Below are 24,369 nucleotides of genomic sequence, written 5' to 3' on the forward strand. Positions count from 1 at the left end.
AATCTCAGCAAAATTCTTATTTTTTCTTCGGTGCTAACACCATTACAGCCTGACGGCCTTCTAATTTACCTGGTGCAGATTCAACCACTGAAATTTCAGCTAAATCATTTTTTACGCGCTCTAATACATCTAAACCGATGTCTTGATGAGCCATTTCACGACCGCGGAAACGCACGGTAATTTTCGCTTTGTCACCGTCTTCTAAGAAACGGATTAAGCTGCGTAATTTAACTTGATAGTCACCTTCGTCTGTGCCAGGGCGGAATTTAATTTCCTTAACTTGCACAACTTTTTGTTTTTTCTTTTGTTCTTTAGCGGTTTTACTTTTTTCGTAAAGGAATTTACCGTAGTTCATAATGCGACAAACCGGCGGCTCTGCATTTGGGCTAATTTCAACAAGATCAAGCTCTGCTTGTTCTGCCATTTCTAGGGCTTGTTGAATAGAAACAATCCCTGCCTGTTCACCATTTTGGTCAATTAAACGAACTTCTTTTACACGAATCTCTTCATTGATACGGTTTGGGCGATTTACTGCCGGTGCTTTTTTTACGGTTTTAATAATCGTATTCCTTCTATTGGTTAATAGTAAAAATCTTTTCGCTAAAAATAAAAGATTTCAAATTTGTTGCCCGCGAGAAACGAGCAAAATCCCACGAATTCTATAGTATTCACACCACTTATGCAACAAAATTTAGCCTTTAATAAGCGAAATTTCCACGCTTAAACTTTCGCCAAATTCAAGTAAGTGATGAATGCGTGCAGTTTCTAAGCACAACATCGTTTGATAGCCAGTTTCACTCATTCCACTCGTCTTTTTGTGCCAAGGATTCCAAAGGACAAATTGACTTGCATTATGATGATGCAGTGCAATTGTACGATTGAAACTTTTATCTAGGATTTGATTCTGCATGTTTTCTGCGGAATAAACGCAATCAACATTTTCAGAAATGTGACGCGGTGACGGAACATTTTCTTGTTGTTGGTTTAAGCTATTAAAACAAGTTTCAGGTAAACCTTGTACTTCCACTTGATTAATATCCCCAATATTAAAATAGGTATGTAATGCTGCTTGGGCTGATTCTTCGCCATAATGGGTAAAAGTTAAATGACATTTGTCTGTAAATACCATAGCAATTTTCGCTTCGATAATATTTAAATCAGAAAACAACTCAAATTCTAACCGCACTTTATGGGCTGAAATATCATAATGGCTTAACTGCCATAAACGAATACGAGCTGTGCCGTGCGCAGGTTGTTTTACGCCACCAAACCAAGGATAGCAAATCGGTACACCACCACGAATAGCATTGCCATTTTTGAATGGCTCTACTTCACTTAGCCATAATACATCTTGCTTCGCATTTTGCGGTTTCCAACTGATAAGCTGTGCCCCTTGCAGGGAAATTTTTGCTGTTCCAACAGCGTGTTTTAGATAAAGAATGGGAATATCATTATGTTGAACAAGATGAAGTTCTGGTGTCAGTGTTTTTAGTAATGTTGTTTTCATGTTTATTCCTATTTTAAAAGATAAATAAGGTGCAGAGATAACAAAGGGCGTATCAGATACGCCCTTAATCTACGACTTTGATTAAATTTCGTCAATAATTCGATAAACCCAATTTTCCAGTGGGTCATTCAGACGTTTCATCTCTGCACGAATTTCTTCCAACATCTCTTTTTTGATTCTGTTATATTGAGGATCATAAAACAAATTGTGCATTTCTTCTGGATCGTTACGGATGTTGTAAAGTTCGCAAACATCAGTCGCATTAAATACGAGTTTGTAATCTTTACGACGCCACATACGCTGTTCAAAATACACAAAATGCCCCGCAAGCTGACCAAGTACACCTTTTCGTTGGTTATCTTGGTGTTGGCGCATAATCGGAAGAATGCTCTGCCCTTCAAAACTTTCTGGCACTTTTTGATTGGCTAAATCAAAGACTGTTGAAGTTAAGTCGTGAAGATAAACAAGGTTATCATCTTCTTGATTTACACGATCAGAGTTTGGATCTTTGATAATCATCGGAATGTTGTATGGCTGTTTAGAACCCTATCCGCCTTGTCGTTGCAGAAAACGCTGGTTTCACTTCACATTCCCCTTGTAGTGCCATCAGCCAATCTTGCACCTTGTGAAAAGGGGAAAATTGGTGACGACGAGCCACTGCAGCAAAATCCCCTGGTGTCAGCAGATTAAGCGATTCAATCTGACTTAAATCCTCTTCCGATAACAACGGCAATCCTAAAATTTCTGCTTGTTGTTTAGCAAAATCTAAGCGTTGTTTGAGCGTTAAATAATCAAACTTCAATTTTAAATCAAAACGGCGTAAAGCTGCGTGATCAAGAACCTCAATTAAATTTGTTGATACCACCATCAGGCCCTCAAAGCGTTCAATTTGTGTTAGCATTTCATTCACTTGCGAACGCTCCCAGCTTCGATTTGCGCCTTCTCTAGAAAATAAGAACGTATCTACTTCATCTAGCACCAATATTGCATTATCGGCTTTCGCTTGTTCAAAGGCTTGAGCAATATTTTGTTCTGTCCCGCCCACATAAGGATTAAGTAAATCTGAGCCTTGTCTTAGCAATAGCGGCATGTCCAACTGTTCCGCAAGCCACGCTGCCCAAGCAGTTTTTCCTGTTCCCGGCGGGCCATAGCAACAAATTCGCCCTTTTTTCGACCGTTTTAACCCTTCACTAATACGATGAATATTGTCGTTACAAGCCACATAATCCAAGTTGTAGTCGGCTTTGCCTAAAACAAGCGGTTCAATTTTCGGTTTATTTTGCGATTTTAACGTTTGATTAAACATCATGAGCAAAGTCTCAGCAAAATTTGATGTATTGAGTTCCTTTGCCACCCGAATTGTGCGGCTTAAAATCGCCGGCGTTAATGACCGCACTTTAGCAAAATGCTGCACATAGGCCGGACTTAATTTTCCCTCAGTCAGTTGCGTAATCAGTGCTGACTTATTTTTCAACGGCAAATCTGGCATTTCTAAAATAAAATCAAAGCGGCGTAAAAAAGCAGGATCTATGCCCGAAACAGAGTTAGATAACCAAATCATCGGCACGTTATTGTTTTCCAATAACTGATTTGTCCACGCTTTATTTTTTTGTGCAACAGAACGCTCCATAAACGAGCCGTTAAACACATCTTCAATTTCATCAAAAATTAAAAGCGCCTGCTTGCCGTTCAATAGCGTTTGAGCAAGACGACTGTAGTTCAGGCGTTGCTCTGCCTTCACAACATCTCCGTCAGAATCCATGTAAGTAATGTTATACGCCGAAATCCCCAACGCCTGTGCAAGCAACCCGGCGAATTCTGTTTTACCAGTGCCAGGCACGCCATAAATTAAAAGATTCACGCCTTTTCGATGATGTTTTAGTGCTTGTTGCAAATAAGTCAACATCATCTCTTTCATGCCGGCAATATGGTCAAAATCATCCAGTTGCAGACTTGGCACTTGAGCGACTTCCGTACAAGATTTTAATAGGACGTTTTCGTTTAATGGTTGTGTCACAAATTCATCAAAATCTAAGGTTTCGCCCCAATCTAAATAATCATGCACACTATCGGGGCGATAATCGCGATCAATCAGGCCATAAGCATCGAGTTTACTGCCTTTCTTTAAGGCAGATAGAATCTGATTTTTCGGCTGTTTAAGTAAATCCGCCATGATCGCAGCCGTTCTTTGTAAATCCGATTTCGGCAAGTAGCCAAACAAATCTCGCATAGCTCCTTCACTACGTAAATGCATGGCAAAGCGGAGAAGTTCCTGTTCAACGGGATTCAGTTGCAAAAATTCTGCCAACGTTGCCAAATTTTCATACGCCTGTTTCCATAACTCAGGTAAAAGTGCGGTGGATTTTTGGAGTTTTTTATACCGCTCTTTTAAAAGCCGACGAGCAACCGTGCGTAAATTTTTATCATTCTCTAATTCTTCAGGCAGCCCAAATGCACTGGCAATTTCATCACTTCGCCAGCTAGTCTCCCGAAACACTTCGGAAAAACCTTTATGCTCAAATAAAACTTTAAGCATCATATTTTCAGTATAAGAAGACACTGTCGGTGGGTTTAATTTATATTCAGACATAAAAAAATACTCCTTACTGGGTTGGTAAGGAGTATTTTAGTGAGTAGTGCGACAAAAGGTGTCGTTAAGGATAGTTTTAAGAACGTTTGTTAATCAACCATTCAACTAAACCAGCACTAATTACAAGCTCTGCCATTTTTCGGCCATTTACAAGCTTAATTCCTTTAGCTTGATATTGTTTTTCATCTATGTTTTCTAAACCAGAATGATATACGTAATACATTTCTGAATAACCATAGTTTTTATATTCACTTTCAAAGTTCGAAACATATTCGTCTAATTGTTTAATATCCGTATCTGACTTAATTTGCACAAATACTCTCTTCTGCGTTGAAGACGAATACAAATCAAGATCTATTCCTTTCTCCGTTTTACCTAAAACAGAGTATCGTTGCCATCCTAATTTAGAAAAAACAAGATCCGTTAAAAGTTCAAAGTCACTCCACCATAAACCTTTAATTAATTTTTCAACTGATTTAATTAATGTTTCATACGCCTCTTTCGCTTCTGTAATTTCCTCAATAACTTCACCATTTATACGACGTATTAAATAGTCCTCCATCTCAACACCACAAATCGTCCCTCTATAGGCTTGGACCTTTGTTACTCTACCATCAAGATTATCGACTAAAAGCTCTTTACCGTTAGCATCAACGCAAGACCAATTCCCATTGTTACTAATAACTTTTCTTGTTCTAGAACCATCGCTTTCCTCAACAACCTCTTTACTGCAAAAAGCCCAATATAATTTACGTCCAAAGAAGGTGATCCAAAGTGTATCTTCCCCAAGTTGATAAAAATCTTGAATTTGTCTCAAGTGATTTGAAACAGTTCCTGTATGGTCACTCCAATAAGTTTTACAATATTCAATACAACTATCCCATTGATTATTCAAACATTCTTTGTGAATCTCTGATGTAGATTCATAGCCAAGACGAATCGTATTTTTTGTACTTGCTGTACTATTTTTATCAATACAATCTTTTTCCCAACATCCTTTTATGCCTAATTTAATAAAACGAATATTAGTAGGTTCAATTTTTTCAAACATAGTTTTTCCTTATTTCTAGTTAAAATTCACCGAATTATAGATAATTGAGCAAAAAAAAAACAATTTAAACATATTTTTTACTCAATAATAGAATGACAACAAACTACCGACAAATCATCCGAAAACGATTGCTTCTCAATCATCTTGCGGCAAACCGTAAGGCGATATTTATCATCGGGATATTTCTGCCAAATTTTTTCGCGCATTTCATCTGAAAGCCCGTCGGTCAAGCCGTCAGAACAAAGTAATAAACTTTCCCCTTGCTGAATTTCAATTTCTTGATAAAAAATTTTATCTTGAAATTCGGAATAATCGGCGACTAAACAAGAAGAAACGCCGCCATAAATCGTGGCAAAATCTTCTTCTTTTTTATCGGGGAAATCAGTCAATAATTCAGAAAGAATAGAATGATCTTGGGTGATTTGTTGCCATTTTCCTTGGGCATCAATTAAATAAGCACGACTATCGCCTACGCTGAGAATTTTCGCTTTACGGGTTATTTGATCAATTTCGGCAGCCACAAATGTGGTCGCCGAACCAAAATAATCCTCAGCTAATTCTGCTGATAAACTGGATTGTAAATCGTAGATCGTTTGACGGTTTATACTTTCCATTTGGCTTAATAATTGCATAGCCAATTTGCTCGCTTTTTCAGGTCGGTTGCTATTAGAAATACCATCTGCCACGCCCACAATAAAGTGCGGTCGGTTTTCAAGGCGTTTTTCAGCCGTTTTGAGTTTATATTGAAACACCGCCTCGCCATTAAAAAGGGCATCTTGGTTGCGTCGCTTGTTGCTGCCAATTTGTTGGCAAAAGGTAATTTCGCAAAAATTTTCCATTATTCAACCGCTTGTTGAGAAGGATTTAGAAGGCGATCAATCGCTTTTAGTGCATCTAACGCTTTCATTTCTAGACTTAAAAAGTGCATTTTCGGCACGCCTGCATCTTGTGGGTTAATACGGATAACCCCCCCTTTTTTTGCTTTCGCCGTACGTTCAGAAAATCGACGCACAGTTGGAATGGCTTTTCCTGCTCCCAGTTCGATAACGACGAGATTTTGCACTTCTTTTAACCACGATTCTAACCGCACTTTTTTAAAATCCTGATATTGACTTGCATAACTCCAATCATTAAACATTAGTACATTTTGACGAGCAAAGCCCCCACAATAAGGACAATGTGGTTTTTCACTGGTTAAACATAAGTTTTCATTATCCACGACAGGTTGAAAACTTGATGCAGACCAACTTAATCCTCGACAATTATTGACACATTGAAGACGCTCCAAAGTACCATGTACTTCATAAACATGGCTATCATTAAAACCAGCCTTTTGAAAATGCCCATCAACATTACTGGTAAAAACAAAATATCCATGAGGTTTATCTCCCGCCCAGCATTTTAAAATCTGATACCCTTCGTGAGGAAGAGTATTTCGGTATTGAACTAATCGATGCCCATAAAACCAATAGGCTAGTTCCTGATTATGCTTATAAGCTAGTGGCGTTGCGATCTCTTCAAAAGATATATTATGTTCTTTAAACATAGGATAAGCATTCCAAAATCCGCCAACGCTGCGGAAATCGGGAAGCCCAGAATCCACGCTCATACCCGCACCAGCTGTAATTAAAATGCCATCCGCTTTGCGGATAAGTTCCACTGCATAATTCAAATCATTTTTCATAATACTTTTCTCTGCCCATTTTTCATTGATGAAATAATACCCGCTTGTTCCAACTGTTCTAAAATTTGCCCAGCTCGATTAAAACCCAACATAAATCTGCGTTGAATCATTGAGCAAGATGCAAATTTTTGTTGTTGCACATATTTTTTTACATCCTCAAAAAGTGGATCTCTTGCCATAATTACTTTCATTGCCATTATTTGCTCCTTTTTCTTAATTAAAGGCTTTATAAATATGTAAGAAGTAAAGAATTTCTCTTTATGGAGAAATTATATGAAAGGAAGCGACAACTTGTGTCGTTTGTGAATATTGAAAGCGGTTATTTTTAGAAGATTTTTTGCAAATAAGATGCTCTGTATTGCAATATGCATATTTATCTGGTTATATATACATGTTAGTTATTAAGGAAAATAATATGAATAACCAAAACCCGATTGAAATTTACCAAACTCAAGATGGCACAACGCAAGTGGAAGTGAGATTTGAAAATGACACCGTTTGGCTTTCCCAAGCGCAGATGGCTATGTTATTTGGTAAAGATATTCGCACCATCAATGAGCACATTACCAATATATTTGATGACGAAGAACTTGAGAAAGAATCAACTATCCGGAAATTCCGGATAGTTCGCCAAGAAGGTAAACGCCAAGTCAATCGTGAAATTGAGCATTATGATTTAGATATGATTATCTCTGTTGGCTATAGAGTAAAATCTAAACAAGGCATTAGTTTCCGCCGTTGGGCAACTGCACGTTTAAAAGAATATCTGACTCAAGGCTATACCATTAACCAAAAACGTTTACAGCAAAATGCTCACGAATTAGAACAAGCACTTGCGCTTATTCAAAAAACGGCAAATTCATCGGAATTAACGCTAGAAAGCGGTCGCGGATTAGTGGATATTGTCAGCCGTTATACGCATACGTTTTTATGGCTACAACAATATGATGAAGGTTTACTTGCCGAACCACAAACACAGCAAGGCGGTACATTACCGACTTATGCTGAGGCTTTTTCTGCACTAGCAGAGTTAAAATCACAGCTGATGACAAAAGGTGAAGCAAGTGATCTCTTTGGACGTGAACGAGATAACGGCTTATCTGCGATTCTAGGTAATTTAGATCAAAGTGTATTTGGTGAACCTGCTTATCCAAGCATTGAAGCAAAAGCGGCGCATTTACTTTATTTTGTCGTCAAGAATCATCCTTTTTCAGATGGTAATAAACGTAGCGGCGCATTTTTATTTGTAGATTTCTTACATAGAAATGGGCGTTTGTTTGATCATAATGGATACCCAGTTATCAATGATACTGGGCTTGCCGCGCTCACTTTATTAGTTGCTGAATCTGATCCGAAACAAAAAGAAACGCTTATTAGGCTTATTATGCATATGCTTAAGCAAGAGAAAAAATGATAAATAGCGACCGAAGTCGCTATTTGTTTAAAAAGTGCGGTCATTTTTCTATGAGTTTTTGGTGTTCTCTAATAACTCTGCCACCACTTTTGGCACACCCTCGCCTGCTTTTTCTTTGATTGCAATAACTTGCTTACGAACAAATCCTGTATTTGGGTTAGGATCAATCAGATAAATTGGCGCTTTTCTTGGGGCTTCATTGACTAAGCCATTGGCTGGATACACTTGTAAAGAAGTGCCAATCACTAACACAACATCTGCTTGTTCCACAATATCAACCGCTCGTTCTAGCATCGGCACCATTTCACCAAAAAAGACGATGTAAGGGCGCATTGGGTGTCCATTTGGATCTTTATCTTCTAATTTCTGATCACCAAAACAATCCACAATATAACTTTCATCAAAGCTACTGCGAGCTTTATTTAATTCACCGTGTAAATGCAACACCTTCGAGCTGCCGGCACGTTCATGTAAATCATCCACATTTTGCGTGATGATTCTCACATCATAGGCTTTTTCTAGTTCAACTAAGGCGAGATGCGCAGCGTTTGGCTTAGCTGCTGCCGCATTTTTACGGCGTTGGTTATAGAAATCAAGCACTTTCGCACGGTTCTTTTGCAAGGCTTCGGGCGTACAAACTTCTTCTACTTTATGCCCTGCCCACAAACCATCTTCCGATCTAAAAGTTGGAATTCCACTTTCGGCACTAATGCCAGCTCCCGTTAATACCACGCAAATTGGTTTATTTTTCTCTGTCATTTTTCAGGCTCCTTTTATTAGCAAACTGTTCTGTACCAAAATGAACATGCTCGCCTTGAAATTTGCCAGCACCATTTTTAGTACGATCATCAATTAAATAATCACCTTGGTTGAGATTTTTATGATGGGATAAAATCAATCGTTTATATAAGGCTGAACCTTTTTCTTCACCGAAATAATGTTGAATCCATTTTACTTTATCACTCCAAGCAGAAGGATTATGCCAAGGCGCAGTAGAAAGCACATAAATATGATATTTTTTCATCAATTTATGCACCGCAGAAATCGCATTCGGCATAGGTTCCATTAAGCTAAAAATGCCCTCGACTTCATCATATCGACCTTCATATTCTCGCTTGGTTTTATCATCTAGTTTTGCAATACCTGATGGAAAATCTACCATCACATTATCCATATCAATATAAACAATTTTCTTCATTTTAATGCCCTCTCTGTTGATGGCTTAATGATAAAAGATGAAGCGACAATTTATGTCGTTAGGCATTTTCGTCTAAATAAGTGCGGTCAATTTCTTGGTAATCTTCACCAAAATGGGCTATCCACCATTCCAGCATAGCGCTCTTAATCACGGTAGCGGAAATTTCATATTCAGTGCCACAATCTTTTACTGTTTGATCCATTGATAATGGTGTTTCTGTTAAAAATCCACCAATATCTTTATTAATGCGGAAAGTTAATCGAATTTTTCGACCATAGGTAAAACCAAACTTTTGGCTTTCTACATAAGATTTCAAATTAAAATCAGGGCGTTCAAATATCATTGTACTCACTGTTACCTTAAGCAAGCGATGCAAAGCAAGGTGTAAAATATCGCCATTCTCATATTGTGCGACTAAATAGCTACTTGGTCCTTGTTGAACCAAAGCCAATGGCTTGACCTGTGCCTTATGTTCTTTACCGTGAATACTCCGATAATGCACCTGTAAAAATCGATTTTGATAAAGTGCGGTACTAATTTGAGAAAAAATTTCTGGATTGATTTTGGCAGGTAATAACGGCTGACTAGTTGGTGCAATAGCAACTTTATTAAGCCATTCTGCCCCTGATTTTTTATGGCTGTCATAAACCAAATTATATTCGGCCTGTTGAAAGAACGCCTCCATTGAGTTCATAATGCTAGAAGGCAAAATGCCATTGAGATATTGTTTAGCAAGCATAAGCACAAGTGATTGCTGTTCATTTAAAATCGGTAAATCCAAGCCTTTAGCATTTGATTTCCATCGATATCCATAAGGTTTATCACGCATATCTCGCTCAATTTCAAACTGTTGAGACAAACTTTCTAGCAGGCGTTGGATTGAACGAATATCACGTTGAACACCAATATCAGCAAGTTTTTGTAAGATTTCTTCTGCGGTAATAAAACGAGTTTTTGGAATAAGGCGTAAAATTTCAAGTTGAATTTGAAGTGCGGTTAAGTTTGAGGGCATTTTTATCTCCCTAATTTGAAAAAAATCATTATAAAAAATGCTGGAAAATTCCAGCATTATACTTTTTAAATCCGTCTGACTTGCCAGAAGGCTTTCGACCAATAAGGGTTATTCATTGAAGAATAGACGACTCCCCCTCTGGTGGAAGCATGAAGGAATTTATCTTCTTTTACATAAATCCCCACATGATAACCATTAGGACCTCGGCCAGTTTTAAAGAAAATTAAATCGCCAGTTTGAATATGTTCTTTGCGTACATGTTTACCATAATTAGCTTGTTCAACAGTGCTTCTAGGCAAACGAAGATTAAAACGATCGAAGAAAGTTTTCTGCACAAAACCAGAACAATCTACCCCACGACGAGAAACGCCGCCGAGCACATAAGGTGTACCAGCCCATTCATGTTGTTGTTCGCTCAACATGGCTATGGCCATAATAGGATCGCCGATTTGACCTTTATAGTTCATCGCATAATCATCGTTTTGAAAACTGGAACAAGCGAATAAAAACAGCGAGGCAGTAGCGATTAAAAATGATTTATATACTTTCATACCTTTTCATATAAAAAGTGCGGTAGAAATTCACCGCACTTTTTGTTGCTTACTATTTAGTTTTTTCTACACGGGCACGTAACTTTTGCCCAGGTTTAAATGTCACTACTCGGCGAGCAGAAACTGGCACAACATCACCTGTTTTTGGGTTACGCCCTGGGCGAGATGACTTATCGCGTAATTCAAAATTACCAAATCCTGATAATTTCACATCTTGACCAGATTCTAGCGATAAGCGGATCTCTTCCAAAAAGTTCTCCACCACATTTTTCGTATCTTGTTTAGATAAGTGATATTTATCGCTTAAATATTCAATAATATCAAGTTTAGTTATCGTAGCCATATTAATCCCTTAATTCAGCATTAAAGCGTTGTTTTACCTCCGCTAATACTGCTGAAATCACTGCATTAATTTCTTCATCTTCAAGTGTTTTTTCATTATCTTGGACAGTCAAGCTAATCGCTAAACTCTTATAGCCTTCAGCGACGCCCACACCTTGATATACATCGAACAAGTTCACTTGCACCAATTTTTCGCCACCTGCTTGTTTACATGCTGCGATTAATTCCCCTGCTGGTACGCTATCCGCGACGACTAAAGCTAAATCACGACGGTTTGCTGGGAATTTAGAAATTTCTTTTGCTTGCACCACATTACGTGCCGCAATTGCATTCCAAAGAATTTCAAATACAAACGTTTTGCCATTTAAGCCAAGTTTTTGACTAATAGATGGATGAATTGCACCAATAAAACCAATTTCTTGACCATCTAATTCAATAGCAGCAGATTGGCCAGGGTGTAATGCATCAAATTGTTTTGCAACAAAACGAACTCTATTACCACCTTCTGTTAAAGAAAGTACTGATTCTAAATCGCCTTTAAGATCAAAGAAATCTACAGACTCTGCTTTACCTGCCCAATGTTCAGATTTTGCCGTTCCAGTAATCACCGCACTTAAAACAAATTCTTGACGCACGCCAAATTCAGCATTGGCATCTGGCACAAAACGTAATCCTGTTTCAAATAAACGAACACGGGATTGTTGGCGATTTTGGTTATAAAGCACTGCACCTAATAAACCGCTGATTAAAGACACGCGCATTGCGGACATTTCCACAGAAATTGGGTTTGGCAATACAAGTGCTTCTTTATGTGGATGTAATAAACTTTGAATTTTTGGATCCACAAAGCTATAAGTAATAGCTTCTTGATAATCTGCATCCACAAGTGCGGTCTTAATTCGAGCTAAATCTAAATCAGATTCTTTGTGCTCACGCATGCGGAGATGCGCTAATGGCGCATTGTTTGGAATGCTGTTATAACCATAAATACGCGCCACTTCTTCAATTAAATCTTCTTCGATTTCAATATCAAAACGCCAGCTTGCAGAAGTTACCGTCCAAATATCATTTGCATAAGTAACATCGAAACCAAGACGGTGGAAAATTTCCGTTACGCTTCCTGTTTCAATATGATGACCTAAAAGTGCATCTAATTTACTACGGCGAAGTTGAACTGTATTGACTTTAGGAAGATGAGTTTCACTGCTTGCTTCACAAATCTCACCCGCTTCACCACCACAGATTTCAAGTAATAATGTGGTTGCTCGTTCCATTGCTTTACGGGCTAATTCAAAATCCACACCACGTTCAAAACGGTGCGATGCATCAGTATGTAAACCATATTGTCTTGCACGGCCTGCAATCGCTAATGGAGCGAAAAATGCGGATTCTAAAATCACATCTTTCGTTTCACTATTCACGCCACTGGTTGCACCACCAAAGATCCCTGCCATTGCTAAAGGCCCATTTTGGTCAGCAATTAATAACGTATTTGATTGAAGTTTTGCGGTTGAGCCATCTAATAATACTAATTCTTCCCCCTCTTTCGCGAAACGAACTTGAACAGGTTGTGTAACTTTAGCTGCATCAAACGCGTGCATTGGCTGACCGAACTCAAGCAAAATATAGTTAGTAATATCGACAATAGGATCGATAGAACGAATACCACAGCGACGCAATTTTTCTTGCATCCACATTGGCGATGGTGCTTTTACATTGACGTTCTTTATCACACGTAATAAATAACGCGGGCAAGCTTCTGGTGCTTGTAAATCAATTTGAACTTTATCAGAAATTGTTGCTGGCACTGCTTCAAAGTGCGGTTGATTTACGAGTTGTTTATTTACCACACCAATTTCACGCGCAATACCTGCGATGCTCAAACAATCTGCACGGTTTGGCGTTAAGCTAATTTCGATGGCATTATCATCTAAAGCTAAATATTCACGTAAATCAGTACCAATTGGTGCATCAAGTGGCAATTCAATAATACCATCCGCTTCAACATCAATACCTAATTCAGAAAATGAACAAAGCATCCCTTCTGATGGCTGACCACGTAATTTCGTTTTCTTAATTTTGAAATCGCCAGGTAATACCGCACCTTCTGTTGCACAAGCCACTTTTAAGCCTTGACGACAATTTGCTGCGCCACACACGATATCCAATAAACGATCACCGCCTACGTTCACTTTAGTTACACGTAATTTATCTGCATCTGGATGTTGTGCACATTCCACTACTTCACCAACAACGACACCATTAAATGTACCCGCAACGCTTTCCACGCCATCTACTTCTAAGCCAAGCATGGTAATTTGCTCGCATAATTGCTCGGTGGACACCGCAGGGTTCACCCATTCTCTTACCCACTGTTCACTAAATTTCATTTGTTGTTATCCTTTTAATTCAAATCCGAGAAATTACTTAAATTGTTTTAAGAAACGTAAGTCGTTTTCAAAGAACGAACGTAAATCTGTTACGTTATAACGTAACATTGTTAAACGCTCAACACCCATTCCCACGGCAAAACCAGAATATTCATTCGGATCAATACCAACGTTACGCAACACATTTGGATGCACCATACCGCAGCCCAACACTTCTAACCATTTACCATTTTTACCCATCACATCCACTTCCGCTGAAGGCTCTGTGAATGGGAAATAAGATGGACGGAAACGCACTTGTAAATCTTCTTCAAAGAAAGCGCGTAAGAAATCGTGCAATAAACCTTTCAATTCGGTGAAATTTGCTTTTTTATCCACATAAAGTAGTTCAATTTGATGGAACATTGGCGTATGCGTTTGATCGTAGTCATTACGATATACACGTCCTGGAGCCATAATGCGAATTGGTGGCTGCATTTTTTCCATAGTACGAATTTGCACGCCAGAAGTTTGAGTACGAAGTAATAATTCTGGATTAAACCAGAAAGTATCGTGATCGGCACGTGCTGGGTGATGTTTAGGAATATTTAACGCATCAAAGTTGTAATAATCACTTTCAATTTCAGGGCCATTTTCAACTGAAAAGCCAAGTTCTGAGAAAAATTTTGTTACACGATTAATCGTCATGGTAACTGGGTGTAAGCCACCAGTTTCAACTTTGCGACCTGGTAAACTGACATCTACACGTTCTTTTTCTAATTTTGCGTTAAGTTCAGCCTGTTCCCACTCCGTTTTTTTTGCATTTAAAAATTCTAACGCAGCTTGTTTTGCTTCGTTAATTTTTGCGCCCATCGCAGGACGTTCTTCTGCTGACACGTTACGCAATTCTTGCATTAATTGCGTAAAATACCCTTTCTTACCAAAATATTCGACACGGATTTCATCCAAAGCCGTTAAACTTTTATCCTGAATGGATTCAATCGCTAATTTCGCTTTCTCAACAAGCTCGTTCAGATGTTGCATAGTTTCCCCTGCTTCTCTTTTCTCTATAAAATAAAAAACCGAGTAATGATAATACCAAGTCCTTAAAAAGTAAAAGAATAATGCGAAAAATCATTGGCTTATCAAAAATAAAAATGGAATAACGTATTCGCTATTCCATTTTTTCTTGTTACCAACAAAATCGTTCATTCACAAAATTTTCTGACCGCTTTTTTTGCCATTTTTCTTTATTTTTTGGATTAGCAAAAAAACGGGCTTGTTCCTGTAAACGTTGAACTAATTTTTCTTCCGATTCTTTTAACGCTTTTTGACGATCTGCAAATTTTGCGGGTAATGCTGGTAAGAAAACCACTTCATAAGGATGCGCAATTGTCCATTTCACCGCATTTTCGGCAGCACGACTTTGTTTATCAAAATCACAAAACGCATAAGCATTAACAAACTGCCCTACAACATGGCTGAACCCTGTATTATCCTGCACCGTTTGTTTTGGTAAATCCAACACATAAAGTGCGGTGATCAAACGATTTTGACCACGATAAAACCAAGTAACCGCTTCATCTCTTAAGCCAAAATCGTAAGCCCGAGCGGCTAAGGTAAACATTGTCATTGGTGAAATGCGAGCTGGATTTTCTTCTAAAAATTTTACCGTACTTTTATAACCTTTTAGCGTATTTTCACGTAACATAGGATCAATTTCTTTATGTACAAATACATTTTCTGCTTTTCCATTTTCAGCAGAATAATAAGGTTTAATATAAATATCCACAGTCTTCACTGGTTCTTTGCTAATAGAACTACAAGCCGTAATAAAAAGTGCGGTTATAAAACCTAGCATTTTAAAAATAGGAATTTTGGCAAAATTCAAGCAAATCCACTGACTAAGTGAAGTTTTTATCAATAATTTCATCTTTTCCTTATATAATAGTACGACAAATTACAACATATCGTTATTATGAAAATCCACCTTATCCGCCATAACACCACATTAGAATTCAATAATGAAACAAGTTTACTTGATCATCTCGAGAAAAATAATATTCATCACGAATATCAATGCCGTAGTGGCTATTGTGGTTCTTGTCGCGTTAAGATCAAAAAAGGCAAGGTGTCTTATAAAGAAATGCCTCTTGCCTTTATTCAACCTGATGAGATTTTATTATGTTGCTGTCACGTAGAAAGTGACCTTGAAATTGATTTATAAATTATTTAAATCTAATACATCGGTCATATCAAATAAGCCATTCGCCTTATTTTCTAACCATTTACCAGCACGCACTGCACCATTAGCGAAAGTCATTCGGCTTGATGCTTTATGGGAAATTTCTACACGTTCGCCAATATCTGCGAACCAAACCGTGTGTTCCCCCACCACATCCGAAGCGCGAATAGTTGAAAAACCAATTTCATCCCGTTTACGTTCGCCTGTAATTCCTTCACGGCAGAAGACTCCGTGCGTTTTTAAATCGCGACCTAAGGTTTTTGCGATATGTTCGCCCATAGAAAGTGCAGTGCCAGATGGCGCATCAACTTTATGACGGTGATGAGCTTCGATCACTTCAATATCGCAATAATCCCCCATCACTTTTGCTGCTTTTTCTAAAAGCTTGAAGACTAAATTCACGCCAACACTGAAATTTGATGCAAACACAATAGCAATTTTATCTGAAGCTGCTTTAATCGCTGCTTTACCATTTTGATCAAAACCCGTTGTACCGATCACCATTTTTTTATTATTCGCTACGCAAAATGCAATATGTTCAAGGGAGCCTTCTGGTCGGGTAAAATCGATTAATAAATCGAATTTATCTTTTTGGCTTTCAAGATCGTCTGAAACTGCAACGCCAAGATGACCAATTCCTGCCAATTCTCCCGCATCCGTCCCAACTAAAGATGATCCTTTGCGTTCAAAAGCCGCACCTAGTTCTACGCCTTCCGCAGAATGAACCGCTTGAATTAATTGACGCCCCATTCTTCCGCCAGCACCAGCGATTGCAATTTTTAATGTCATGTTACTTCCTTTTCTATTAATGAATTATTTCGTTGATGCCGTTATAAACAAGCGCACAACCAAAAAATAAAAATACAATACCTGCCATATTATCAATATAACGGCTGTATTGACTGTATAAACGCTTGGCAATATTACGTGAAAAAATCAATGAAATCACATAAAAATAACAAAATGTTTCTACCACAATCACCATAAAAGCCAAGATAATTTGCCACATTTCAGTGATATTTACTAAGACAAGCGACATCACGCTACTAAAATACACCACGACTTTTGCATTGGATAAATTCACTAAAAGCCCTTTCAAAATTTCTTTTTTGATTGTGGTTTGCTGATTAAATTCAGTATCAGAGTGCGGTTCAAATTGAGCGTATTTTTTGCTGCGAGCCATTAAAAAACCGAGATATGCTAAGTAACTACCGCCTAGCAACATAATAACGCCATGTAATGCTGGAATGGTAACGAACAACACCGCCAATCCCAACATAGAAAGCATTCCCCAAAAAGCGATACCAAGCGTTATGCCTAAAATGCCACAAACTGTATTACGACGAGAGTTACTTGCCGCCATTCGACTTACATAAAAGAAATCAGGCCCTGGCGTCATTAATCCAAATAAATGCACAATGATTAAATTTAGCATCACAACATCCAATATTGAATAGCAAATACAACAATCACAGCATAAATTGCCGCTAAAACGTCATCGATCATAATGCCAAAACCATTTTCGAGTTTTTCGTCAAAATAACGAATTGGAAACGGTTTTAAAATATCAAAAAAGCGGAATAACGCAAAAGCAGCCAAAATCCATTGCCAAGATAATGACGGTATCGCTGCTAATACAATAAATACGCCGACAAATTCATCCCAGACGATAGAACCATGATCGTGTACGCCCATATCTGCAGTAGTTTTTTGGCAAAGGTAGCAACCGAGTAGAAAACAAAGTGCGGTGAAAATTAAAAAGATTTTTACGCCTAATAAGGAAAGTAAAATCACACCTAAAATTGTTCCAGCTAAGCTCCCCCAAGTGCCGGGTGCTGGATAAATTAAACCCGAGCCAAAACCAACGGCAAGCAAATGAATAGGATTTAAAAGAGAGATTTTTTTAAGAGGATTATTTTCTGTCATTTTGATTCCTTAAAATGATCGAAACCGCTTGAAAAAATTATATTCACAGGTTTTCCATCCCGTAAAAAACGGGGAGAAAAGTCACCGCACTTTTCATTAATTTTACCAATACAAGTGCAAGGCACGTTCAGTTTTTTCAAGCGTAATTCTAATTCATCTTTATATTCGGGCGGTATGGTAAAACAAAGTTCATAGTCTTCGCCACCACTTAAGGCAAATTGTTCCGCTTGAGTGCGATCATATTTATTTAAAATCGATGATGAAAGAGGTAATGCAGTCAGTTCAACTTCAGCACTACATTGACTTCGTTCAAGAATATGCCCTAAATCAGATATTAGCCCATCGGAAAGATCAATGGCAGCATGAGCAATATCAATTAACGCCCGCCCAAGTTCAATTCTAGGTGTGGGTCTAAGATGTCGTTGTTGCAAAAAAACATCATCAGAATCAACCGCACTTTTGCCCAATAAAATTTGTGTTAAACCTGCCGCGCTATCGCCTAAAGTGCCTGAAACATAAATTAAATCACCGATTTGTGCTTTATGCCGACAAATTCCTTTGTTTTTTTCGACAAAACCTTGTGCCGTAATCGTAATAGACAAATTACCTTTTGTAGTATCGCCACCAATTAATGTGACGTTGTATTGTTTTAACGTGTGTAATAAACTTTGGCTAAATGTTGAAATCCAATTTTCGTCTACATTTGGCAAAGTTAATGCCAGTGAAACCCATTTTGGCTGTGCCCCCATTGCAGCAAGATCACTTAAATTTGTTGCAACCGCCTTATAAGCCAAGTCCTCAGGTGAAATGGTTGGTAAAAAATGCGTATTTTCCACCATTGTATCGGTCGTAATGGCAAGCTGATAATTCTCTGGCACGGAAACCAGCGCACAATCGTCGCCAATAGATAATTGAACGGAATCATCAACTAATATTTGTTGCTGAAAATATCGTTTAATTAAATCAAATTCACCCATTGCCATTTTTCACCTATCTTATAAAAGAAAAGGCACGCATTAAAAACGCGCGCCATTCTCAGTTTAAAAGGATTATTTACGCCCTAATGCTGGTGCGATTTTATCAAGTACGCCATTGATATATTTATGGCTTTCATCTGCACCGAATACTTTTGCCACTTCAATCGCTTCATTGATAACCACTTTATATGGCACATCTAACTCGAAGCACAATTCATAAACGGCCAAACGTAAAATTGCCGTTTCAATAGGATCAAGCTCATCAAAAGCGCGGTCAATATAAGGCGAAATTGAAAAATCAACGGTTTCAATATTTTCTACTGTTTGACGAAATAATTTACGGAAGTAAGGTTTATCTACCCCATCCATATCTTGATCTAACACAAAGGCTAATTCCACTTGTTCTGCAGTATTGCCGGATACTGCCCAAGAATACAAGGCTTGAACAGTACACTCACGCGCACGACGACGAGCAGAAGGCTTTTTCACTTGTTTTTGTTCTGTCATGATTTATGCCGCATCAATTTGTTGAATAAGATTAACCATTTCAAGTGCGGTTAAGGCTGCTTCTGCACCTTTATTTCCTGCTTTAGTACCAGCACGTTCAATCGCCTGTTCAATATTTTCTGTAGTTAATACACCAAAAGCGACAGGGATTTCAGCATCCATTGCAACTTTTCCTAAACCGCTGCTTGCTTCCCCTGCTACATATTCAAAATGTGCTGTACCACCACGGATAACTGTACCTAATGCCACAATCGCATCAAATTTTTTACTTTCAGCTAAACGACGAGCAACTAATGGCAACTCATACGCGCCTGGGGTACGCACGATAGTGATATTTTCATCTTTCACTTGGCCGATACGTTTTAATGCATCAATTGCGCCTTCTAATAAACTTTCATTAATAAAACTGTTAAAACGAGCAATTGCTACTGCAACTTTTGCATTAGGTGCTGCAACTGAGCCTTCTAAAACTTTCATATTTTTTCCTATTATTAGCCATAATGATTTTGGCCCGAGATTTTAACATAAAATCGCGTATATTCAATATTAATGAGGCTTTACCCTATTTTATTTAGGGCTCATTTTTAAGGCGATTTTATTGTTCATAGCCCGCACCAACACTATATTTTTATGGAAAATTTCCTTTATTAAGGTAAACTGTCGGCAATTTTATGTGAATTACATTCAGTTACAGAGGTTTAATATGTCTAAAGTGGCATCAATTGTTGATGTATTACAAGGGAAAGTGGCGATTGGTGAAACCGTCACTGTGCGTGGTTGGGTTCGTACCCGTCGCGATTCTAAAGCAGGCTTATCTTTCTTAGCGGTTTATGACGGTTCTTGCTTTGATCCAATTCAAGCAATTATTAATAACGATATTAAAAATTACGAAAGCGAAATTTTACGTTTAACAACAGGCTGTTCTGTGATTGTAACTGGTAAAGTCGTTGAATCACCTTCTGAAGGACAAGCGGTTGAATTACAAGCAGAAAAAGTGGAAGTGACAGGGTTTGTTGAAGATCCAGATACTTACCCAATGGCAGCAAAACGCCACTCTATCGAATATTTACGCGAAGTAGCTCACTTACGCCCTCGTACCAATATTATTGGCGCGGTCGCGCGTGTTCGTCATTGCTTGTCTCAAGCAATTCACCGTTTCTTCCATGAGCAAGGTTTCTACTGGGTGGCAACCCCATTAATTACTGCATCAGACACTGAAGGTGCGGGTGAAATGTTCCGTGTTTCTACACTTGATTTAGAAAATCTTCCACGTAGTGAAAATGGAAAAGTGGATTTCAGCCAAGATTTCTTCGGTAAAGAATCATTTTTAACGGTTTCAGGTCAGTTAAACGGCGAAACCTATGCTTGTGCATTAAGCAAAATTTATACTTTTGGCCCAACATTCCGTGCAGAAAACTCGAATACTACCCGTCACTTAGCTGAATTCTGGATGGTTGAACCTGAAGTTGCATTTGCAACCTTAGCGGATAACGCAAAACTTGCAGAAGATATGTTGAAATACGTATTTCGTGCAGTATTAGCAGAGCGTAAAGACGACTTACAATTCTTTGAAAAACATGTAGATAAAGATGTTATTACTCGTTTAGAAAACTTTGTAAACTCAGATTTTGCGCAAATTGACTATACCGATGCCATTGATGTGTTATTAAAATCTGGTAAGAAATTTGAATTCCCTGTTTCTTGGGGCATTGATCTTTCTTCTGAACACGAACGTTTCTTAGCGGAAGAATATTTCAAATCACCAGTTGTGGTGAAAAACTATCCAAAAGACATTAAAGCATTCTATATGCGTTTAAATGATGATGGAAAAACTGTGGCGGCAATGGACGTGTTAGCTCCAGGAATTGGTGAAATCATCGGTGGTTCACAACGTGAAGAACGTTTAGAGGTGCTTGATAAACGCATGGAAGAAATGGGATTAAATCCAGATGATTATTGGTGGTATCGCGATCTTCGTAAATACGGCAGTGTTCCACATTCTGGTTTTGGTCTTGGTTTTGAACGTTTAATCGTCTATGTAACTGGCGTTCAAAATATTCGTGATGTAATTCCATTCCCACGCGCGCCAAGAAATGCGAATTTCTAATTCAATTTAACTTTAATATTGACCGCACTTACGCCAAAGTGCGGTTAATTTTTTCAGAATTTTAAGGAAAGTAAAATGGATAAAATTAAACAACTCTTTGCCAACAATTACAGTTGGGCACAAAGAATGAAAGAAGAAAATTCTACTTACTTCAAAGAACTTGCGGATCATCAAACGCCACATTACCTTTGGATTGGTTGCTCTGATAGCCGTGTACCCGCTGAGAAATTGACGAATCTTGAACCAGGTGAGCTTTTTGTACATCGTAATGTTGCTAACCAAGTAATTCACACAGATTTTAATTGCCTTTCTGTTGTGCAATATGCCGTCGATGTGCTTAAAATTGAACATATTATTATCTGTGGTCACACCAACTGCGGGGGAATTCACGCTGCTATGGCAGATAAAGATTTAGGGCTTATCAACAACTGGCTTCTTCATATTCGTGATATTTGGTTTAAACACGGTCATCTTCTCGGTAAACTTTCTCCAGAAAAACGTGCCGATATGCTAACTAAAATTAACGTAGCGGAACAGGTTTACAATCTAGGGCGCACATCAATTGTAAAAAGTGCTTGGGAACGCGGACAAAAACTCTCATTACACGGCTGGGTATATGATGTAAATGATGGATTTTTAGTGGATCAAGGCGTAATGGCAACCAGCAGAGAAACCCTTGAAATTTCTTATCGAAACGCTATCGCTCGTTTATCAATACTTGATGAAGAAAATATTTTGAAAAAAGATCATCTTGAAAATACATAAAAAAACGCCCTTTTGGGCGTTATTTTTTTAAGCTTTACCGTCAGCCAAATTTTTCTTTTCTTCTAATTCTTCCCAGCGTAAAAATGCTGTTTCTAATTCGGCTTCAGTATCCGCCAATGCTTTTAATTTAGCGTCGGTAATATCGTGAGCCTGTTGGAAAAATGCTGGATCGGCTATTTCAGCTTGAAGTACGGTGATTTTAGTTTCCAACTCTTCCAATAGTTGTGGCAGCTGTTCTAACTCACGTTGTTCTTTATAAGAAAGTTTCACGGATTTCGGCTTAGAAGTGCGGTCATTTTTCACCGCACTTTCTTCTTTTAGCGGTTCAGTTTTCTTCGCTTTAGCCTGCTCTTCCACTGCTTTACTTGCCCAGAAATTGGCTTGTTGCTGTTTCGCATCAAAGAATCCTCCCACATACTTATTCAAATGCCCTTCACCTTCGAATAAATAACATTCTGTGGCAGTATTATCGATAAATTGACGGTCGTGGCTCACAATTAACAATGTGCCTTGATAATCAGTCAAAATTTCTTCTAAAAGCTCCAATGTTTCTACATCAAGGTCATTGGTCGGTTCGTCAAGAATCAATAAATTATTTGGTTTGAGCAACAATTTTGCGAGTAATAAACGATTTCGTTCTCCCCCCGATAAGGCTTTAACTGACGTTCCTCACGCATCGCTTTTAATGCTCGCACTCGCCCTTCATTTCTTGTACGGCGAGCCTTGATACCTTGGCGAATCCACACTTCTTCCTGTGCAAGACGTTTATCAAATAATTCATTTTGCAAGGCTTCAACGCGTAGATTTTCTTCTTTCGTGGTTAAATATAAATCGTAATTGCCTAGATAAGACTGCAATTGACCGCGATCTAAATCCACAATGCGTGTTGCCATTTTGCGAATAAAAGAACGGTCATGGGAAATAAATACAATGCTACCTTGGAAATCCAGTAAGAAATTTTCCAGCCATTCAATAACTTCCACATCCAAGTGGTTGGTTCATCAAGTAATAACACATCAGGATCGCATACCAATGCACGTGCTAGTGCCGCTTTGCGTAACCAACCGCCCGAAAGTGCGGATAATTTTGTGGTTCGATTTTGCATTATATTGCAGAAATTAGAAACGAATGTGGTAGTTATGCTTCTCACGGTCAAGATATAGAACACAAACAAATAAGTAGTGATCTTGCTTTATTTGTACTTCATTCAACCAATGCAATTTTAGGATTTATTCTACACTTTTACATTGCTACAAATGATTACCGTAGAAGTGAAAGGATACAATATGAAGATAATCAAAGAATCAACGAATTAATTGATGAGGCGTATGAAATGGAAACAATATATAAAATTTCATATTCACAAGCATTATTTGCTCAAGATCCTGATACCTATAGAGAAATGGTATTGGAGTTTGAGCAAATAGAATATGAACGGTTGATGGACACGCTCTAATTTCTTACAAGGTTCATTTCACCTATGCCAAATTTCCCCTAACCCCTCTTTGCTAAAGAGGGGGACTATTTGGAATGTTTAGCTGCAAGCGGTCGAATTAACAGAAAAATTATTCATGAAAACACCTAAACTAAAACTACGCTCAAGACCATTCCCCTCTTTTGTAAAGAGGGGTTAGGGGAGATTTAAACCACACACTAAGGAACTCATCATGCTCAACGAAAACGATATCGAACAACTCACTCTTCAACGCCTGCAATCCCTCGGTTGGGAATATCGCTACGGTAAAGATTTGCCTGTTCATTAGATAACTGAGTTAGATCCTGTTGCAAGATCGATGATGCGGAAAATTAACGCGGTAGGTTTCACAATATACTGGCTCTAACTCAATGGAAAGTAACTGGCGAAATCCAGCATAATCAAATCCTAGAGAAAGACCGCCAGCACCAGAAAATAAATCGAGATAAGTTAATGACATATAAAATTAAAATAATAAAAAACGAGAGATATTGTATTTCAGATAGAGCCTTTAACACAAGCAACCAAGCTTACTTAAAAAACACTAAACTAATTTTAATCCACGAAACTGTGGATAACCATCTGGTTATATTCCACTTCCCATTATATTTCGTTGTTTTTTATGATAAACAAGTAGCCCCTAACCTTTC

General features: G+C 38.2%; 26 protein-coding genes and 4 pseudogenes. 6 read left to right on the forward strand and 24 right to left on the reverse strand.

The features are described 5' to 3' along the window. Positions 1–16 precede the first annotated feature (16 nt). The 8 genes and pseudogenes from infC to AT683_RS07595 all read right to left on the reverse strand — a co-directional run bounded on the left by infC (position 17) and on the right by AT683_RS07595 (position 7,029). Entirely contained in the window at positions 17–562 is a 546-nt protein-coding gene (gene infC / locus AT683_RS07560) for a translation initiation factor IF-3 (RefSeq protein WP_425287131.1), read from the reverse strand. A 129-nt stretch (positions 563–691) separates the two neighbouring features. Beyond that, positions 692–1,507, reverse strand: a complete 816-nt coding sequence (locus AT683_RS07565; RefSeq protein ID WP_058222222.1) for a D-hexose-6-phosphate mutarotase — start codon at positions 1,505–1,507, stop codon at positions 692–694. 81 nt (positions 1,508–1,588) lie between these two features. Further along, positions 1,589–2,038: pseudogene (locus AT683_RS07570) on the reverse strand (sulfatase/phosphatase domain-containing protein); the annotation flags it as partial. 7 nt (positions 2,039–2,045) lie between these two features. Continuing rightward, entirely contained in the window at positions 2,046–4,097 is a 2,052-nt protein-coding gene (locus AT683_RS07575; RefSeq protein WP_050845825.1) for an AAA family ATPase, read from the reverse strand. Positions 4,098–4,173: 76 nt separating this feature from the next. Then, on the reverse strand, positions 4,174–5,148 hold the full coding sequence (locus tag AT683_RS07580) for a restriction endonuclease (protein ID WP_011272575.1): 975 nt from the start codon (positions 5,146–5,148) through the stop codon (positions 4,174–4,176). Between the two features lie 77 nt (positions 5,149–5,225). Continuing rightward, positions 5,226–5,987 (reverse strand): PP2C family protein-serine/threonine phosphatase, encoded by a 762-nt coding sequence (locus tag AT683_RS07585; protein ID WP_011961976.1) that lies wholly within the window; start codon positions 5,985–5,987, stop codon positions 5,226–5,228. Further along, positions 5,987–6,832, reverse strand: a complete 846-nt coding sequence (locus AT683_RS07590; protein ID WP_011272573.1) for an SIR2 family NAD-dependent protein deacylase — start codon at positions 6,830–6,832, stop codon at positions 5,987–5,989. The genes AT683_RS07585 and AT683_RS07590 overlap by 1 nt, the downstream gene beginning before the upstream one ends. Next, positions 6,829–7,029: a DNA translocase FtsK gene (locus AT683_RS07595; protein WP_005657409.1), complete on the reverse strand. Its 201-nt coding sequence runs from the start codon at positions 7,027–7,029 to the stop codon at positions 6,829–6,831. The genes AT683_RS07590 and AT683_RS07595 overlap by 4 nt, the downstream gene beginning before the upstream one ends. Before the next feature lie 218 nt (positions 7,030–7,247). Between AT683_RS07595 and AT683_RS07600 the strand changes: the two genes are divergently transcribed. Next, positions 7,248–8,246, forward strand: a complete 999-nt coding sequence (locus AT683_RS07600) for a virulence RhuM family protein/type II toxin-antitoxin system death-on-curing family toxin (RefSeq protein ID WP_038441270.1) — start codon at positions 7,248–7,250, stop codon at positions 8,244–8,246. Between the two features lie 48 nt (positions 8,247–8,294). On the opposite strand, the gene AT683_RS07605 is transcribed toward AT683_RS07600, so the two are convergent. The 8 genes and pseudogenes from AT683_RS07605 to AT683_RS07640 all read right to left on the reverse strand — a co-directional run bounded on the left by AT683_RS07605 (position 8,295) and on the right by AT683_RS07640 (position 15,651). Further along, positions 8,295–9,005 carry an SIR2 family NAD-dependent protein deacylase gene (locus AT683_RS07605; protein ID WP_011272571.1) on the reverse strand — a complete coding sequence of 237 codons (711 nt, stop codon included), beginning with the start codon at positions 9,003–9,005 and terminating at the stop codon, positions 8,295–8,297. Positions 9,006–9,021: 16 nt separating this feature from the next. Beyond that, a pseudogene (locus AT683_RS07610) lies at positions 9,022–9,444 on the reverse strand (5' nucleotidase, NT5C type); the annotation flags it as partial. Between the two features lie 58 nt (positions 9,445–9,502). Next, positions 9,503–10,456: a helix-turn-helix transcriptional regulator gene (locus AT683_RS07615; protein ID WP_005650362.1), complete on the reverse strand. Its 954-nt coding sequence runs from the start codon at positions 10,454–10,456 to the stop codon at positions 9,503–9,505. Positions 10,457–10,521: 65 nt separating this feature from the next. Then, positions 10,522–11,007: an NlpC/P60 family protein gene (locus AT683_RS07620; protein ID WP_011272569.1), complete on the reverse strand. Its 486-nt coding sequence runs from the start codon at positions 11,005–11,007 to the stop codon at positions 10,522–10,524. A 52-nt stretch (positions 11,008–11,059) separates the two neighbouring features. Next, a complete protein-coding gene (locus AT683_RS07625) occupies positions 11,060–11,350 on the reverse strand; it encodes an integration host factor subunit alpha (protein WP_005652847.1) in 291 nt (96 codons plus the stop codon). A gap of 1 nt (position 11,351) precedes the next feature. Next, positions 11,352–13,739, reverse strand: a complete 2,388-nt coding sequence (gene pheT / locus AT683_RS07630; protein ID WP_011272568.1) for a phenylalanine--tRNA ligase subunit beta — start codon at positions 13,737–13,739, stop codon at positions 11,352–11,354. A gap of 33 nt (positions 13,740–13,772) precedes the next feature. Further along, positions 13,773–14,762, reverse strand: coding sequence for a phenylalanine--tRNA ligase subunit alpha (gene pheS, locus AT683_RS07635; RefSeq protein ID WP_011272567.1), 990 nt, complete (start codon positions 14,760–14,762; stop codon positions 13,773–13,775). A 148-nt stretch (positions 14,763–14,910) separates the two neighbouring features. Then, positions 14,911–15,651: a hypothetical protein gene (locus AT683_RS07640; protein ID WP_011272566.1), complete on the reverse strand. Its 741-nt coding sequence runs from the start codon at positions 15,649–15,651 to the stop codon at positions 14,911–14,913. A 45-nt stretch (positions 15,652–15,696) separates the two neighbouring features. Here AT683_RS07640 and yfaE point away from each other — a divergent pair, with 45 nt between their 5' ends. Beyond that, positions 15,697–15,945: a class I ribonucleotide reductase maintenance protein YfaE gene (gene yfaE / locus AT683_RS07645; RefSeq protein ID WP_005662492.1), complete on the forward strand. Its 249-nt coding sequence runs from the start codon at positions 15,697–15,699 to the stop codon at positions 15,943–15,945. On the opposite strand, the gene dapB is transcribed toward yfaE, so the two are convergent. The 6 genes from dapB to ribH all read right to left on the reverse strand — a co-directional run bounded on the left by dapB (position 15,940) and on the right by ribH (position 19,850). Further along, on the reverse strand, positions 15,940–16,752 hold the full coding sequence (dapB, locus tag AT683_RS07650; protein ID WP_011272565.1) for a 4-hydroxy-tetrahydrodipicolinate reductase: 813 nt from the start codon (positions 16,750–16,752) through the stop codon (positions 15,940–15,942). The genes yfaE and dapB overlap by 6 nt on opposite strands. A 16-nt stretch (positions 16,753–16,768) precedes the next feature. Beyond that, on the reverse strand, positions 16,769–17,398 hold the full coding sequence (locus AT683_RS07655; RefSeq protein WP_011272564.1) for a LysE family transporter: 630 nt from the start codon (positions 17,396–17,398) through the stop codon (positions 16,769–16,771). Beyond that, complete coding sequence (locus AT683_RS07660; RefSeq protein WP_005650347.1) at positions 17,398–17,889, reverse strand: phosphatidylglycerophosphatase A family protein; 492 nt, start codon at positions 17,887–17,889, stop codon at positions 17,398–17,400. Before AT683_RS07660 ends, AT683_RS07655 begins: the two co-directional genes overlap by 1 nt. After that, on the reverse strand, positions 17,886–18,872 hold the full coding sequence (gene thiL, locus AT683_RS07665) for a thiamine-phosphate kinase (protein WP_011272563.1): 987 nt from the start codon (positions 18,870–18,872) through the stop codon (positions 17,886–17,888). Before thiL ends, AT683_RS07660 begins: the two co-directional genes overlap by 4 nt. Positions 18,873–18,938: 66 nt before the next feature. Beyond that, positions 18,939–19,373 carry a transcription antitermination factor NusB gene (nusB, locus tag AT683_RS07670; RefSeq protein WP_011272562.1) on the reverse strand — a complete coding sequence of 145 codons (435 nt, stop codon included), beginning with the start codon at positions 19,371–19,373 and terminating at the stop codon, positions 18,939–18,941. A gap of 3 nt (positions 19,374–19,376) precedes the next feature. Then, complete coding sequence (gene ribH / locus AT683_RS07675) at positions 19,377–19,850, reverse strand: 6,7-dimethyl-8-ribityllumazine synthase (RefSeq protein ID WP_011272561.1); 474 nt, start codon at positions 19,848–19,850, stop codon at positions 19,377–19,379. A 226-nt stretch (positions 19,851–20,076) separates the two neighbouring features. Between ribH and asnS the strand changes: the two genes are divergently transcribed. Further along, on the forward strand, positions 20,077–21,480 hold the full coding sequence (asnS, locus tag AT683_RS07680) for an asparagine--tRNA ligase (protein WP_011272560.1): 1,404 nt from the start codon (positions 20,077–20,079) through the stop codon (positions 21,478–21,480). 75 nt (positions 21,481–21,555) lie between these two features. Further along, a complete protein-coding gene (can, locus tag AT683_RS07685) occupies positions 21,556–22,245 on the forward strand; it encodes a carbonate dehydratase (protein WP_005631770.1) in 690 nt (229 codons plus the stop codon). A gap of 27 nt (positions 22,246–22,272) precedes the next feature. On the opposite strand, the pseudogene AT683_RS09940 reads toward can, so the two are convergent. Then, positions 22,273–23,344 (reverse strand): annotated as a pseudogene (locus AT683_RS09940) (ATP-binding cassette domain-containing protein); the annotation flags it as partial. Here AT683_RS09940 and AT683_RS07700 point away from each other — a divergent pair. After that, positions 23,345–23,701 (forward strand): abortive infection family protein, encoded by a 357-nt coding sequence (locus AT683_RS07700; protein WP_005667009.1) that lies wholly within the window; start codon positions 23,345–23,347, stop codon positions 23,699–23,701. Positions 23,702–23,912: 211 nt separating this feature from the next. Further along, positions 23,913–24,005 (forward strand): annotated as a pseudogene (locus AT683_RS10060) (type I restriction endonuclease); the annotation flags it as partial. A gap of 12 nt (positions 24,006–24,017) precedes the next feature. Here AT683_RS10060 and AT683_RS09515 read toward each other — a convergent pair. Next, on the reverse strand, positions 24,018–24,179 hold the full coding sequence (locus tag AT683_RS09515) for a DNA cytosine methyltransferase (protein WP_223877544.1): 162 nt from the start codon (positions 24,177–24,179) through the stop codon (positions 24,018–24,020). Positions 24,180–24,369: the final 190 nt, after the last annotated feature.

The organism is Haemophilus influenzae (genome assembly GCF_001457655.1).
Lineage (GTDB): Bacteria > Pseudomonadota > Gammaproteobacteria > Enterobacterales > Pasteurellaceae > Haemophilus > Haemophilus influenzae.

Bases quoted from the DNA above. Each gene is read 5' to 3' on its own strand.
- AT683_RS07615 (WP_005650362.1), bottom strand. From the start codon at position 10,456: ATGCCCTCAAACTTAACCGCACTTCAAATTCAACTTGAAATTTTACGC.
- AT683_RS07660 (WP_005650347.1), bottom strand. From the start codon at position 17,889: ATGACAGAAAATAATCCTCTTAAAAAAATCTCTCTTTTAAATCCTATT.
- can (WP_005631770.1), top strand. From the start codon at position 21,556: ATGGATAAAATTAAACAACTCTTTGCCAACAATTACAGTTGGGCACAA.
- pheT (WP_011272568.1), bottom strand. From the start codon at position 13,739: ATGAAATTTAGTGAACAGTGGGTAAGAGAATGGGTGAACCCTGCGGTG.
- AT683_RS07580 (WP_011272575.1), bottom strand. From the start codon at position 5,148: ATGTTTGAAAAAATTGAACCTACTAATATTCGTTTTATTAAATTAGGC.
- AT683_RS07565 (WP_058222222.1), bottom strand. From the start codon at position 1,507: ATGAAAACAACATTACTAAAAACACTGACACCAGAACTTCATCTTGTT.
- AT683_RS07575 (WP_050845825.1), bottom strand. From the start codon at position 4,097: ATGTCTGAATATAAATTAAACCCACCGACAGTGTCTTCTTATACTGAA.
- nusB (WP_011272562.1), bottom strand. From the start codon at position 19,373: ATGACAGAACAAAAACAAGTGAAAAAGCCTTCTGCTCGTCGTCGTGCG.
- AT683_RS07595 (WP_005657409.1), bottom strand. From the start codon at position 7,029: ATGGCAATGAAAGTAATTATGGCAAGAGATCCACTTTTTGAGGATGTA.
- ribH (WP_011272561.1), bottom strand. From the start codon at position 19,850: ATGAAAGTTTTAGAAGGCTCAGTTGCAGCACCTAATGCAAAAGTTGCA.
- dapB (WP_011272565.1), bottom strand. From the start codon at position 16,752: ATGACATTAAAAATTGCAATCGCTGGTGCTGGCGGAAGAATGGGGCGT.
- AT683_RS09515 (WP_223877544.1), bottom strand. From the start codon at position 24,179: ATGTCATTAACTTATCTCGATTTATTTTCTGGTGCTGGCGGTCTTTCT.
- AT683_RS07605 (WP_011272571.1), bottom strand. From the start codon at position 9,005: ATGACAGAGAAAAATAAACCAATTTGCGTGGTATTAACGGGAGCTGGC.
- pheS (WP_011272567.1), bottom strand. From the start codon at position 14,762: ATGCAACATCTGAACGAGCTTGTTGAGAAAGCGAAATTAGCGATTGAA.
- AT683_RS07620 (WP_011272569.1), bottom strand. From the start codon at position 11,007: ATGAAAGTATATAAATCATTTTTAATCGCTACTGCCTCGCTGTTTTTA.
- AT683_RS07585 (WP_011961976.1), bottom strand. From the start codon at position 5,987: ATGGAAAATTTTTGCGAAATTACCTTTTGCCAACAAATTGGCAGCAAC.
- AT683_RS07590 (WP_011272573.1), bottom strand. From the start codon at position 6,832: ATGAAAAATGATTTGAATTATGCAGTGGAACTTATCCGCAAAGCGGAT.
- AT683_RS07655 (WP_011272564.1), bottom strand. From the start codon at position 17,398: ATGCTAAATTTAATCATTGTGCATTTATTTGGATTAATGACGCCAGGG.
- thiL (WP_011272563.1), bottom strand. From the start codon at position 18,872: ATGGCAATGGGTGAATTTGATTTAATTAAACGATATTTTCAGCAACAA.
- AT683_RS07600 (WP_038441270.1), top strand. From the start codon at position 7,248: ATGAATAACCAAAACCCGATTGAAATTTACCAAACTCAAGATGGCACA.
- AT683_RS07625 (WP_005652847.1), bottom strand. From the start codon at position 11,350: ATGGCTACGATAACTAAACTTGATATTATTGAATATTTAAGCGATAAA.
- AT683_RS07640 (WP_011272566.1), bottom strand. From the start codon at position 15,651: ATGAAATTATTGATAAAAACTTCACTTAGTCAGTGGATTTGCTTGAAT.
- asnS (WP_011272560.1), top strand. From the start codon at position 20,077: ATGTCTAAAGTGGCATCAATTGTTGATGTATTACAAGGGAAAGTGGCG.
- yfaE (WP_005662492.1), top strand. From the start codon at position 15,697: ATGAAAATCCACCTTATCCGCCATAACACCACATTAGAATTCAATAAT.